Raw genomic sequence first — 13626 nt, 5'->3', positions numbered from 1 at the left:
TCCTTTTCAGAACTTAGCCCCTTCGGGGTGCTGATATACTGGGATGCGATACAGAAATATGAACACGTTCAAAACACGAACAGTCCAGGAGAATTTAAATGGCTGCCATTAATACGAAAGTCAAAAAAGCCGTTATCCCCGTTGCGGGATTAGGAACCAGGATGTTGCCGGCGACGAAAGCCATCCCGAAAGAGATGCTGCCACTTGTCGATAAGCCATTAATTCAATACGTCGTGAATGAATGTATTGCGGCTGGCATTACTGAAATTGTGCTGGTTACTCACTCATCTAAAAACTCGATTGAAAACCACTTTGATACCAGTTTTGAACTGGAAGCAATGCTGGAAAAACGTGTAAAACGTCAACTGCTTGATGAAGTGCAGTCTATTTGTCCGCCGCACGTGACTATTATGCAAGTTCGTCAGGGGCTGGCGAAAGGCCTGGGACATGCGGTATTGTGTGCTCACCCGGTAGTGGGTGATGAACCTGTGGCTGTTATTTTGCCTGACGTTATTCTGGATGAATATGAATCCGATTTGTCACAGGATAACCTGGCAGAGATGATCCGCCGCTTTGATGAAACGGGTCATAGCCAGATCATGGTTGAACCGGTTGCTGATGTTACCGCATATGGCGTTGTGGATTGCAAAGGCGTTGAATTAGCGCCGGGTGAAAGCGTACCGATGGTTGGTGTGGTAGAAAAACCGAAAGCGGATGTTGCGCCGTCTAATCTCGCTATTGTGGGTCGTTACGTACTTAGCGCGGATATTTGGCCGTTGCTGGCAAAAACCCCTCCGGGAGCTGGTGATGAAATTCAGCTCACCGACGCAATTGATATGCTGATCGAAAAAGAAACGGTGGAAGCCTATCATATGAAAGGGAAGAGCCATGACTGCGGTAATAAATTAGGTTACATGCAGGCCTTCGTTGAATACGGTATTCGTCATAACACCCTTGGCACGGAATTTAAAGCCTGGCTTGAAGAAGAGATGGGCATTAAGAAGTAACATCCGTATCGGTGTTATCCACGAAACGGCGTTGAGCAATCGACGCCGTTTTTTTATAGCTTATTCTTATTAAATTGTCTTAAACCGGACAATAAAAAATCCCGCCGATGGCGGGATTTTTAAGCAAGTGCAATCTACAAAAGATTATTGCTTGATCAGGAAATCGTCGAGGGATTTACCTTGCTCATCCATTGCTTTTTTGATTACAGCTGGAGTACGGCCCTGGCCAGTCCAGGTTTTAGTTTCGCCGTTTTCGTCAACGTAGCTATATTTTGCCGGACGCTGAGCACGTTTAGCTTTGGTGCCAGATTTAACGGCAGCAAGGCTATTCAGCAGTTCGTTCGGGTCAATACCGTCAGCGATCAGCATTTCGCGATATTGCTGCAGTTTACGAGTGCGCTCTTCAACTTCAGCAGCAGCCGCGCTTTCTTCTTCGCGACGTTCGTTAACAACAACTTCTAATTTTTCCAGCATTTCTTCCAGCGTTTCAAGTGTACATTCTCTTGCCTGCGCACGAAGAGTACGGATGTTGTTCAGAATTTTAAGTGCTTCGCTCATTGTAGTAATCTCAAACTTATATTGGGGTGGTTTGTTGAGGTAATAATAGAGCCTTAAATTCAGTTGTGCAATAGCCAGGAATGTAAGGAATTCAAAATTGTTCTTTATTTTGTGCCGCCAATAAATATCTTTTCATAAAATTAGCCAGAAAAGACGCGGCATATAGCCCTATTTGCGCCGATGATTTCGCAGCACGTGAGGTTAAAACTTCCTGATTCATGTCACATTTTATGGGGAGATTATCGTAGGCTGACGACCTTTCAGTCTTCTGTATTAGTCGTGTTTACGAGAATTCCCTATTAAGCGAATGATGAAAAGTAGAACAGTCGCAATAAGAGCAGGGACTTAGTATTGCACTATCTCCAGGAGGTCAACAGAGGGCTATTACTTGCGCAACAGGTTAAAGATTGTGAATAGTTACCAGCAGTCATTTACCCGCTTATAACAAGCGAGGCAGTTGTAATGATAGCTCAGAAGGATTATGCAAGGCTTCGTAAGGGAGAACGCATATACCACTTCTGTGCATACTGTTGAGCTGAAAAACTGACGAATTATGATAAACTCCAGCCAACTTTAATTCATATCATTGAGGGCCTGTGGCTGATGGCACAGCTATATTTCTACTATTCCGCAATGAATGCGGGTAAGTCTACAGCATTGTTGCAATCTTCATACAATTACCAGGAACGCGGCATGCGCACTGTCGTATATACGGCAGAAATTGATGATCGCTTTGGTGCCGGGAAAGTCAGCTCGCGTATAGGTTTGTCATCGCCTGCAAAATTATTTAACCAAAATTCATCATTATTTGATGAGATTCGTGCGGAACATGAACAGCAGGCAATTCATTGCGTACTGGTTGATGAATGCCAGTTTTTAACCAGACAACAAGTATATGAATTATCGGAGGTTGTCGATCAACTCGATATACCCGTACTTTGTTATGGTTTACGTACCGATTTTCGAGGTGAGTTATTTATTGGCAGCCAATACTTACTGGCATGGTCCGACAAACTGGTTGAATTAAAAACCATCTGTTTTTGTGGCCGCAAAGCAAGCATGGTGCTGCGTCTTGATCAAGCAGGCAGACCTTATAACGAAGGTGAGCAGGTGGTTATTGGTGGTAATGAACGCTACGTTTCTGTATGCCGTAAACACTATAAAGAAGCGTTAGAAGTCGGCTCATTAACGGCTATTCAGGAAAGGCATCGCCACGATTAATAAGAATTTCTTTACTGACAGGGTGAGCAGGGCGCTTTTATCCTGTCAGTTCGTTTTACTCACTTCATCCGGTGTATATACCCTTCTCGACAGTTCTTTAACGCCACTATACCCCTCACAGAGCGCTTTTACAGTGACATTGACTTGTGACCTGTAAAGTACAATATCGCTGTGTGTAGGCGTTATACATCGCCGTAAATATGATGAAGGCAAATGCTGTCGGTTTATGGGAAAGTTGCTTTGGGTAAAACAAAAAAACGGCCCCAGAAGGGACCGTTTATGTTGCCAGACAGCGCTACTGATTAAGCGGATTTCTTCGCTTTTTTCTCAGCTTTAGCCGGAGCGGCTTCTTTTTTCGCTGCAGTTTCACCTTCTACATAATCACGACCGTAGTAGGTATCCAGCAGAATCTGTTTCAGCTCGGAGATCAGTGGGTAACGCGGGTTAGCGCCGGTGCACTGGTCATCGAATGCATCTTCAGACAGTTTATCCACATTCGCCAGGAAGTCTGCTTCCTGAACGCCAGCTTCACGGATAGATTTCGGAATACCCAGTTCAGCTTTCAGCGTTTCCAGCCATGCCAGCAGTTTCTCGATCTTAGCAGCAGTACGGTCGCCCGGTGCGCTCAGACCCAGGTGGTCAGCAATTTCAGCATAACGACGGCGAGCTTGCGGACGGTCATACTGGCTGAATGCAGTCTGCTTGGTCGGGTTGTCGTTCGCGTTGTAGCGAATAACGTTACAAATCAGCAGGGCGTTTGCCAGTCCGTGCGGAATATGGAACTGGGAACCCAGTTTGTGCGCCATTGAGTGACATACACCCAGGAAGGCGTTCGCAAACGCGATACCCGCGATAGTTGCTGCACTGTGAACACGTTCACGCGCTACCGGATTTTTAGACCCTTCGTGGTAGGACGCTGGCAGATATTCTTTCAGCAGTTTCAGTGCCTGCAGAGCCTGACCATCAGAGAACTCAGATGCCAGTACAGAAACATAAGCTTCCATGGCGTGAGTTACTGCGTCCAGACCACCGAAAGCACACAGGGACTTCGGCATGTCCATAACCAGGTTGGCATCGACAATCGCCATATCCGGGGTCAGCGCATAGTCTGCCAGCGGATATTTCTGACCAGTAGCGTCGTCAGTTACAACCGCAAACGGAGTGACTTCAGAACCTGTACCAGAAGTGGTGGTGACAGCGATCATTTTCGCTTTCACGCCCATTTTCGGGAACTTGTAGATACGTTTACGGATATCCATAAAGCGCAGCGCCAGTTCTTCGAAGTGAGTTTCCGGATGTTCGTACATGACCCACATGATCTTCGCGGCGTCCATCGGGGAACCACCACCCAGCGCGATAATCACGTCTGGTTTGAAGGAGTTTGCCAGTTCTGCACCTTTACGAACGATGCTCAGGGTCGGGTCAGCTTCTACTTCGAAGAAGACTTCAGTTTCAACGCCTGCTGCTTTCAGTACGGAAGTGATCTGATCAGCATAACCATTGTTGAACAGGAAGCGGTCAGTCACGATGAGCGCACGTTTGTGGCCATCAGTAATCACTTCATCCAGCGCGATTGGCAGGGAGCCACGGCGGAAGTAGATAGATTTCGGAAGTTTGTGCCACAACATGTTTTCAGCTCGCTTAGCAACGGTTTTCTTGTTGATCAGGTGTTTCGGACCAACGTTTTCAGAGATGGAGTTACCACCCCAGGAACCACAACCCAGAGTCAGGGAAGGTGCGAGTTTGAAGTTATACAGGTCACCGATACCACCCTGAGAAGCCGGGGTGTTAATCAGGATACGAGCCGTTTTCATTTTCTGACCGAAGTAAGAAACGCGAGCCGGTTGGTTATCCTGGTCAGTGTACAGGCAAGAGGTATGACCGATACCGCCCATAGCTACCAGTTTCTCTGCTTTTTCTACCGCGTCTTCGAAATCTTTAGCGCGGTACATTGCCAGAGTCGGGGACAGTTTTTCATGTGCGAACGGTTCGCTTTCATCAACAACGGTCACTTCACCGATCAGAATCTTGGTGTTTTCTGGTACAGAGAAGCCTGCCAGTTCAGCAATTTTATAGGCTGGCTGACCAACGATAGCCGCGTTCAGCGCACCGTTTTTCAGGATAACGTCCTGAACAGCTTTCAGCTCTTTACCCTGCAACAGATAGCCGCCATGGGTTGCGAAACGTTCACGTACTGCGTCATAAACAGAGTCAACAACAACAACAGACTGTTCAGAAGCACAGATTACGCCGTTGTCGAAGGTTTTGGACATCAGCACAGATGCAACTGCACGTTTGATATCAGCAGTTTCATCGATAACAACAGGCGTGTTACCCGCGCCTACACCGATAGCTGGTTTACCGGAGCTGTATGCGGCTTTAACCATGCCCGGACCACCAGTCGCGAGGATCAGGTTGATGTCTGGGTGGTGCATCAGTGCGTTAGACAGTTCAACCGAAGGTTGATCGATCCAGCCGATCAGATCTTTCGGAGCACCGGCAGCGATAGCAGCCTGCAGAACGATATCAGCTGCTTTGTTGGTTGCATCTTTTGCACGTGGGTGCGGGGAGAAGATAATGGCGTTACGGGTCTTCAGGCTGATCAGCGATTTGAAGATAGCAGTTGAAGTCGGGTTAGTGGTCGGAACGATACCGCAAATAATACCGATTGGTTCAGCGATAGTGATGGTACCAAAAGTGTCGTCTTCAGACAGAACACCACAGGTTTTTTCATCTTTATAGGCGTTGTAGATATATTCAGAAGCAAAGTGGTTTTTGATCACTTTATCTTCGACGATACCCATGCCGGATTCGGCAACGGCCATTTTCGCGAGTGGGATTCGAGCATCTGCGGCAGCCAGAGCGGCGGCGCGGAAGATTTTGTCTACTTGCTCTTGAGTGAAACTGGCATATTCACGCTGGGCTTTTTTTACACGCTCTACGAGTGCGTTAAGTTCAGCGACATTAGTAACAGCCATAATGCTCTCCTGATAATGTTAAACTTTTTTAGTAAATCATCTGCTCGAATACGAGAGTATAGTCAGTGCGGTGATGATTTGCTTAACCGATGAAAATCAAAAGCTTACTCGCGCTCACACTCACTGTGATTTACTAAAAGAGTTTAAACATTAGAGTTATTATCTCTAATGCGTCACTTCCAGGTGGCGTAAGCAAGATTACTCACTTCTGGGTACTGATTACGTGATCCAAATCAAATTTTTGCAAAGCTGACACCTTTCAGCATCGCTTTTCGCCATTATAGCTAACAGTTAATAAATTGTAGTATGATTTGTTGGCTACATTATCATGTTTTGCACAACCAGATAACAATAACGAATGATAGCAATTTTAAGTAGTTAGGAGGTGAAAAATGCTGTCAAAAGGCGTATTGTCAGCGCGTCTTTTTAACCTTATTTATGGCTAACATTATCCGGCTTTTGCTTCGGAGCTAACCGTGATTCAGACCCTTTTTGATTTTCCCGTTTACTTCAAATTTTTCATCGGGTTATTTGCGCTGGTCAACCCGGTAGGGATTATTCCCGTCTTTATCAGCATGACCAGTTATCAGACAGCGGCAGCGCGAAACAAAACTAACCTTACAGCCAACCTGTCTGTGGCCATTATCTTGTGGATCTCGCTTTTTCTCGGCGACACGATTCTGCAACTTTTTGGTATATCAATTGATTCGTTCCGTATCGCCGGGGGCATCCTGGTGGTGACGATAGCGATGTCGATGATCAGCGGCAAGCTTGGCGAGGATAAACAGAACAAGCAAGAAAAATCAGAAACCGCGGTACGTGAAAGCATTGGTGTGGTGCCACTGGCGTTGCCGTTGATGGCGGGGCCAGGGGCGATCAGTTCTACCATCGTCTGGGGTACGCGTTATCACAGCATTAGCTATCTGTTTGGTTTCTTTGTGGCTATTGCATTGTTCGCTTTATGTTGCTGGGGATTGTTCCGCATGGCACCGTGGCTGGTACGGGTTTTACGCCAAACCGGCATCAACGTGATCACGCGTATTATGGGGCTATTGCTGATGGCATTGGGGATTGAATTTATCGTTACTGGTATTAAGGGGATTTTCCCCGGCCTGCTTAATTAATTCCTTTCAAATGAAACGGAGCTGTCATGCTCCGTTTACTTCGTCATTATTTTTACTTTGTTCCCGCGCAGTTATCAAAAGCAAAAGGAATGGGTGAAAATATTCTTCTCAAATTACAGTTGGTTATAAGGATTTCCTTAACTGCTTCTCCTCACCATCATGTTATTTTCGCCACATCATAATCCTGGGCTTGCTGAAGAATAATTGAAATGATATTAGTAATTCCACTGCCTTTGGTAGAGGAAAGTGCTAAATAATAATCAATTGTTAAATTATTGTGCATTTCACTACTGGAACTGTAATCAGAAAAGAGAGACATGCTTAACCAATCTCTATTTGATTGAATTAAAAGATGTTTGTTAAGACATGGATGCAAGCTATAGATTCTGATACGGTCAATAAAAGAGAATTGCTTAACAATTTTGCAAAATGTATTGGCGAGTAAGAACCGCATTTGGTACTTTCCGGGCAACCGCCAGACGATTCTTTATTGGTAATGAGAATAATTAACAATTAAAGAGCGTCGCGAAAGAATAATGTGTCTCGACAGGGGAGACACAGTACGAATCGACATAAGGTGATCGTCTGAATCACCAGAATAAATAAAGTCGGTGATAGTAATACGTAACGATAAAGTAACCTGACAGCAGAAAGTCTCCGAGCCTGTGCAGGGTCCCAATCCGGGATTACACATGCTGGTTAATACCAGTAATTATAATGAGGGAGTCCAAAAAACAATGACCAACATCACCAAGAGAAGTTTAGTAGCAGCTGGCGTTCTGGCTGCGCTTATGGCAGGGAATGTCGCGCTGGCAGCTGATGTACCCGCAGGCGTCACACTGGCGGAAAAACAAACGCTGGTACGTAACAATGGTTCAGAAGTTCAGTCATTAGATCCGCACAAAATTGAAGGTGTTCCGGAGTCTAATATCAGCCGAGACCTGTTTGAAGGCTTACTGGTCAGCGATCTTGACGGCCATCCGGCACCTGGCGTCGCTGAATCCTGGGATAATAAAGACGCGAAAGTCTGGACCTTCCATTTGCGTAAAGATGCGAAATGGTCTGATGGCACGCCAGTCACAGCCCAAGACTTTGTGTATAGCTGGCAACGTTCTGTTGATCCGAACACCGCTTCTCCGTATGCCAGTTATCTGCAATATGGGCATATCGCCGGTATTGATGAAATTCTTGAAGGGAAAAAACCGATTACCGATCTCGGCGTGAAAGCTATTGATGATCACACATTAGAAGTCACCTTAAGTGAACCCGTTCCGTACTTCTATAAATTACTTGTTCACCCGTCAACTTCACCGGTGCCAAAAGCCGCTATCGAGAAATTCGGCGAAAAATGGACCCAGCCTGGTAATATCGTCACCAACGGTGCCTATACCTTAAAAGATTGGGTCGTAAACGAACGAATCGTTCTTGAACGCAGCCCGACCTACTGGAACAACGCGAAAACCGTTATTAACCAGGTAACCTATTTGCCTATTGCTTCTGAAGTTACCGATGTCAATCGCTACCGTAGTGGTGAAATCGACATGACTTATAACAACATGCCGATCGAATTGTTCCAGAAGCTGAAAAAAGAGATCCCGGACGAAGTTCACGTTGATCCATACCTGTGCACTTATTATTACGAAATTAACAACCAGAAACCGCCATTTAACGATGTACGTGTGCGTACCGCACTGAAACTGGGTATGGACCGCGATATCATTGTTAATAAAGTGAAAGCGCAGGGCGACATGCCCGCCTATGGTTACACTCCACCGTATACTGATGGCGCAAAATTGACTCAGCCGGAATGGTTTGGCTGGAGCCAGGAAAAACGTAACGAAGAAGCAAAAAAACTGCTGGCTGAAGCGGGTTATACCGCAGACAAACCGTTGACCATCAACCTGTTGTATAACACCTCCGATCTGCATAAAAAGCTGGCGATTGCAGCCTCTTCATTGTGGAAGAAAAACATTGGTGTAAACGTCAAACTGGTTAACCAGGAGTGGAAAACGTTCCTCGACACCCGTCACCAGGGCACTTTTGATGTGGCCCGTGCAGGCTGGTGTGCAGACTACAACGAACCAACTTCCTTCCTGAACACCATGCTGTCGAACAGCTCGATGAATACCGCGCATTATAAGAGCCCGGCCTTTGACAGCATTATGGCGGAAACGCTGAAAGCGACTGACGAGGCGCAGCGCACAGCTCTGTACACTAAAGCAGAACAACAGCTGGATAAGGATTCGGCCATTGTTCCTGTTTATTACTACGTGAATGCGCGTCTGGTGAAACCGTGGGTTGGTGGCTATACCGGCAAAGATCCGCTGGATAATACCTACACCCGGAATATGTACATTGTGAAGCACTAATGGCAATACGTGGGGCAGGCGTGTCCTGCTCCACGGTGTCTGATTTTTATCGCATTACAGAAGGCACAGGCCAGAAGGTAGGGCAATGTTAAAATTTATTCTACGTCGCTGTCTGGAAGCGATTCCGACGCTATTTATTCTTATTACTATTTCGTTCTTCATGATGCGCCTCGCGCCGGGAAGCCCTTTTACCGGCGAACGTACTTTACCGCCAGAAGTGATGGCCAATATCGAAGCGAAATATCATCTTAATGATCCGATCATGACACAGTATTTCAGCTACCTGAAACAACTGGCGCATGGCGATTTCGGTCCATCGTTTAAATATAAAGATTATTCGGTCAACGACCTGGTTGCATCCAGTTTTCCCGTTTCTGCCAAACTGGGAGCCGCAGCATTTTTCCTTGCGGTAATACTGGGTGTTAGTGCTGGCGTTATTGCCGCATTAAAACAAAACACCAAATGGGACTATACCGTGATGGGGCTGGCAATGACCGGGGTTGTTATCCCTAGTTTTGTGGTTGCGCCATTATTAGTCATGATATTTGCGATCATTTTGCATTGGCTGCCGGGCGGTGGCTGGAATGGTGGGGCGCTTAAATTCATGATATTGCCGATGGTGGCGTTGTCACTCGCCTATATCGCCAGTATTGCGCGTATTACCCGTGGCTCTATGATTGAGGTTTTACACTCCAACTTTATTCGTACTGCCCGGGCGAAAGGGTTACCTATGCGGCGGATCATTTTACGCCACGCATTAAAACCTGCTCTGTTACCCGTGCTCTCCTATATGGGCCCCGCATTTGTCGGCATTATTACCGGTTCTATGGTTATCGAAACCATTTATGGTTTGCCGGGGATTGGGCAACTGTTCGTTAATGGCGCATTGAACCGTGACTATTCCTTAGTGTTAAGCCTGACTATCCTGGTTGGTGCGTTAACCATTTTGTTTAATGCCATTGTCGATGTGCTATATGCGGTTATCGACCCGAAAATCCGTTACTGATACTGGAGCTCGCGATGATGTTAAGTAAGAAAAACAGCGAGACGCTGGAAAATTTCAGTGAAAAGCTGGAGGTCGAAGGGCGCAGCTTGTGGCAGGACGCACGTCGACGTTTTATGCATAACCGTGCGGCGGTTGCCAGTCTGATAGTGCTGGTGCTGATCGCGTTATTTGTAATCCTGGCACCGATGCTTTCGCAGTTTGCCTATGACGATACTGACTGGGCGATGATGTCCAGCGCCCCGGATATGGAGTCCGGTCACTACTTTGGTACTGACTCATCCGGTCGCGACCTGCTTGTACGCGTTGCGATTGGCGGGCGTATCTCACTCATGGTCGGTGTTGCTGCGGCACTGGTGGCTGTGGTCGTCGGGACACTTTATGGTTCGCTTTCCGGTTATCTGGGCGGTAAAGTGGATTCGGTAATGATGCGTCTGCTGGAAATCCTCAACTCCTTCCCATTCATGTTCTTCGTCATTTTGCTGGTGACCTTTTTCGGTCAAAACATCCTGCTGATTTTCGTGGCGATAGGCATGGTTTCCTGGCTGGATATGGCTCGTATTGTGCGTGGGCAAACCCTGAGTCTGAAGCGCAAAGAGTTTATTGAGGCGGCACAAGTTGGCGGTGTATCGACGTCGGGCATTGTTATTCGCCACATTGTGCCGAATGTACTCGGTGTGGTGGTGGTCTACGCATCACTTCTGGTGCCCAGCATGATCCTCTTTGAATCTTTCCTTAGCTTCCTGGGGTTGGGTACGCAAGAGCCGTTAAGCAGCTGGGGTGCATTGCTGAGTGATGGCGCGAACTCGATGGAAGTCTCTCCATGGTTACTGTTGTTCCCAGCGGGATTCCTCGTGGTGACACTGTTTTGTTTCAACTTTATCGGCGATGGCTTGCGTGATGCCCTCGACCCGAAAGATCGTTAAGGAGTGCAGCCATGAGCGTAATTGAAACTGCAACTGTGCCGCTCGCACAACAACAGGCTGACGCACTGCTGAACGTGAAAGATTTGCGTGTCACCTTTAGTACCCCGGACGGCGACGTCACGGCGGTCAATGATTTGAATTTTTCCCTACGTGCCGGAGAAACGCTGGGCATTGTAGGTGAGTCTGGTTCGGGTAAATCGCAAACTGCATTTGCGTTGATGGGCCTGTTGGCTGCCAACGGACGTATTGGCGGATCGGCAACCTTCAATGGGCGTGAAATCCTCAATTTGCCAGAGCATGAACTCAATAAACTGCGCGCTGAACAAATCTCAATGATTTTTCAGGACCCAATGACTTCGTTGAATCCCTATATGCGTGTCGGTGAGCAGTTGATGGAAGTGCTGATGCTGCATAAGAACATGAGCAAAGCTGAGGCGTTTGAAGAGTCGGTGCGGATGCTCGATGCGGTAAAAATGCCGGAAGCGCGTAAACGCATGAAAATGTACCCGCACGAATTTTCTGGCGGCATGCGTCAGCGAGTCATGATTGCGATGGCATTGCTATGTCGACCTAAGCTGCTGATTGCGGATGAACCCACTACTGCGCTGGACGTCACCGTACAGGCACAGATCATGACGCTATTAAATGAACTGAAGCGGGAATTTAATACCGCCATCATTATGATCACCCACGATCTTGGCGTGGTGGCGGGGATCTGCGACAAAGTGCTGGTAATGTACGCCGGGCGCACGATGGAATATGGCAATGCGCGCGATGTCTTTTATCAACCCGTTCATCCTTATTCTATCGGTTTGCTCAACGCGGTGCCGCGTCTTGATGCGGAAGGTGAAACAATGTTGACCATCCCGGGTAATCCGCCAAACTTGCTGCGATTACCGAAAGGTTGCCCGTTCCAGCCACGTTGTCCGCATGCGATGGAAATTTGTAGTAGCGCACCGCCGCTGGAAGAGTTTACGCCTGGCCGTCTGCGTGCTTGCTTTAAACCGGTGGAGGAACTGTTATGAATGCTGTAACTGAAGGAAGAAAAGTCCTCCTTGAAATCGCCGATCTGAAAGTGCACTTTGAAATCAAAGATGGCAAACAGTGGTTCTGGCAACCGCCGAAAACGCTCAAAGCCGTCGATGGTGTCACTCTTCGCCTGTATGAAGGGGAAACTTTAGGTGTGGTAGGGGAATCGGGATGCGGTAAGTCCACCTTTGCTCGCGCCATCATCGGTTTGGTCAAGGCGACCGACGGTCATGTTGCCTGGTTAGGTAAAGAGTTGCTGGGCATGAAGCCCGATGAATGGCGTGCCGTTCGCAGTGATATTCAGATGATTTTCCAGGATCCGTTGGCATCGCTTAACCCGCGTATGACCATCGGCGAGATCATCGCTGAACCACTGCGTACTTATCATCCGAAAATGTCACGCCAGGAAGTTCGCGAGCGCGTGAAGGCGATGATGCTGAAAGTCGGGTTATTGCCTAACCTGATTAACCGCTATCCGCATGAGTTCTCTGGTGGGCAGTGCCAGCGTATCGGGATTGCTCGTGCTCTTATTCTTGAACCGAAGCTGATTATCTGTGATGAGCCGGTGTCGGCGCTGGACGTGTCAATTCAGGCGCAGGTGGTCAACCTGCTCCAGCAGCTGCAACGCGAGATGGGATTGTCATTAATTTTTATCGCTCACGACCTGGCCGTGGTAAAACACATTTCCGATCGTGTGCTGGTGATGTATCTCGGCCATGCGGTAGAACTGGGGAACTATGATGAGGTCTACCACAATCCACTACATCCTTACACCCGGGCATTGATGTCGGCAGTCCCCATACCTGATCCGGATCTGGAGAAGAACAAAACCTTCCAGTTACTGGAAGGGGAATTACCGTCGCCGATCAACCCGCCTTCCGGTTGTGTTTTCCGTACCCGTTGCCCGATTGCCGGTCCGGAGTGCGCCAAAACACGTCCTGTTCTGGAGGGGAGTTTCAGACACGCCGTTTCTTGCCTGAAAGTCGATCCGCTTTAAACACAATAAGGGCTGACAGTTGTCAGCCCTTTTTCACGCCGAAAGCGATTATTTATTCCCGCCAGATGATATGGCACAGTTTGTGATCTTTTTCGCGGCATAACAGAATGCGGGCGAAAACATCGTTGATTTCACCATCTTCACTGTCCGCCAGACCAATCACCACTTCGGCAAAAAAGTCCGGGTTCAAATCGAAATCAACATGTTCCTGCCAGTCTTCTGCCGGATCGAATAACTCCGCGCCGCCGCGCTCTTCAAACTGAAGATTGAACAGCAGAACATCAGCTGGATCGAGATTGTCGGCAGCCAGTTCGAGAAAAATATCGTAGGCCTGCTCAAGCGTTTCATCTTCAGTCAGGCGATTGTTTAGATCCATATCCATAGTCACTACCTGTTTAACCTCTGTTGGCGACG

Annotated in this window: 13 protein-coding genes; 9 read left to right on the top strand and 4 right to left on the bottom strand. The window is 47.6% G+C overall.

From position 1 onward, the window contains the following. Positions 1-98: 98 nt before the first annotated feature. Positions 99-1007 carry a UTP--glucose-1-phosphate uridylyltransferase GalU gene (gene galU / locus ACJHYD_RS15020; RefSeq protein WP_000718995.1) on the top strand — a complete coding sequence of 303 codons (909 nt, stop codon included), beginning with the start codon at positions 99-101 and terminating at the stop codon, positions 1005-1007. A 144-nt stretch (positions 1008-1151) separates the two neighbouring features. Here galU and hns read toward each other — a convergent pair whose 3' ends face one another. Further along, positions 1152-1565 (bottom strand): histone-like nucleoid-structuring protein H-NS, encoded by a 414-nt coding sequence (hns, locus tag ACJHYD_RS15015; RefSeq protein ID WP_001287378.1) that lies wholly within the window; start codon positions 1563-1565, stop codon positions 1152-1154. Between the two features lie 603 nt (positions 1566-2168). On the opposite strand from hns, the gene tdk reads away from it, so the two are divergent. Further along, the gene (gene tdk, locus ACJHYD_RS15010; RefSeq protein WP_000068076.1) at positions 2169-2786 is read left to right on the top strand and encodes a thymidine kinase; all 618 of its coding nucleotides are present in this window, start codon (positions 2169-2171) and stop codon (positions 2784-2786) included. Positions 2787-3088: 302 nt separating this feature from the next. On the opposite strand, the gene adhE is transcribed toward tdk, so the two are convergent. After that, positions 3089-5764 carry a bifunctional acetaldehyde-CoA/alcohol dehydrogenase gene (gene adhE / locus ACJHYD_RS15005; protein ID WP_000301651.1) on the bottom strand — a complete coding sequence of 892 codons (2676 nt, stop codon included), beginning with the start codon at positions 5762-5764 and terminating at the stop codon, positions 3089-3091. A 392-nt stretch (positions 5765-6156) separates the two neighbouring features. Between adhE and ychE (ACJHYD_RS15000) the strand changes: the two genes are divergently transcribed. Both ychE (ACJHYD_RS15000) and ychE (ACJHYD_RS14995) read left to right on the top strand, forming a co-directional pair. Continuing rightward, complete coding sequence (gene ychE / locus ACJHYD_RS15000) at positions 6157-6210, top strand: protein YchT (RefSeq protein WP_211180492.1); 54 nt, start codon at positions 6157-6159, stop codon at positions 6208-6210. A gap of 30 nt (positions 6211-6240) precedes the next feature. Then, positions 6241-6888, top strand: coding sequence for an NAAT family transporter YchE (gene ychE / locus ACJHYD_RS14995; protein WP_000616773.1), 648 nt, complete (start codon positions 6241-6243; stop codon positions 6886-6888). Positions 6889-7045: 157 nt separating this feature from the next. Here ychE (ACJHYD_RS14995) and ACJHYD_RS14990 read toward each other — a convergent pair whose 3' ends face one another. Then, the gene (locus ACJHYD_RS14990; protein ID WP_001211512.1) at positions 7046-7342 is read right to left on the bottom strand and encodes a hypothetical protein; all 297 of its coding nucleotides are present in this window, start codon (positions 7340-7342) and stop codon (positions 7046-7048) included. A gap of 283 nt (positions 7343-7625) precedes the next feature. Here ACJHYD_RS14990 and oppA point away from each other — a divergent pair, with 283 nt between their 5' ends. The 5 genes from oppA to oppF all read left to right on the top strand — a co-directional run bounded on the left by oppA (position 7626) and on the right by oppF (position 13212). Further along, positions 7626-9257 carry an oligopeptide ABC transporter substrate-binding protein OppA gene (gene oppA / locus ACJHYD_RS14985; RefSeq protein ID WP_000182039.1) on the top strand — a complete coding sequence of 544 codons (1632 nt, stop codon included), beginning with the start codon at positions 7626-7628 and terminating at the stop codon, positions 9255-9257. An 85-nt stretch (positions 9258-9342) separates the two neighbouring features. Beyond that, on the top strand, positions 9343-10263 hold the full coding sequence (oppB, locus tag ACJHYD_RS14980; protein WP_000911112.1) for an oligopeptide ABC transporter permease OppB: 921 nt from the start codon (positions 9343-9345) through the stop codon (positions 10261-10263). Positions 10264-10277: 14 nt separating this feature from the next. Continuing rightward, positions 10278-11186 carry an oligopeptide ABC transporter permease OppC gene (oppC, locus tag ACJHYD_RS14975; RefSeq protein WP_000979661.1) on the top strand — a complete coding sequence of 303 codons (909 nt, stop codon included), beginning with the start codon at positions 10278-10280 and terminating at the stop codon, positions 11184-11186. 11 nt (positions 11187-11197) lie between these two features. Then, entirely contained in the window at positions 11198-12211 is a 1014-nt protein-coding gene (oppD, locus tag ACJHYD_RS14970; protein ID WP_000110945.1) for a murein tripeptide/oligopeptide ABC transporter ATP-binding protein OppD, read from the top strand. Next, positions 12208-13212, top strand: coding sequence for a murein tripeptide/oligopeptide ABC transporter ATP-binding protein OppF (gene oppF, locus ACJHYD_RS14965; protein ID WP_001551001.1), 1005 nt, complete (start codon positions 12208-12210; stop codon positions 13210-13212). Before oppD ends, oppF begins: the two co-directional genes overlap by 4 nt. A gap of 52 nt (positions 13213-13264) precedes the next feature. On the opposite strand, the gene ACJHYD_RS14960 is transcribed toward oppF, so the two are convergent. Continuing rightward, positions 13265-13594, bottom strand: coding sequence for an HI1450 family dsDNA-mimic protein (locus ACJHYD_RS14960; RefSeq protein ID WP_000366959.1), 330 nt, complete (start codon positions 13592-13594; stop codon positions 13265-13267). Positions 13595-13626: the final 32 nt, after the last annotated feature.

The organism is Escherichia sp. WS1368, from assembly GCF_046487485.1.
GTDB classification, from domain to species: Bacteria; Pseudomonadota; Gammaproteobacteria; order Enterobacterales; family Enterobacteriaceae; genus Escherichia; species Escherichia coli.
Note: the sequence above shows the minus strand (reverse complement) of the source record. Positions and strands in the feature narration are given on the sequence as shown.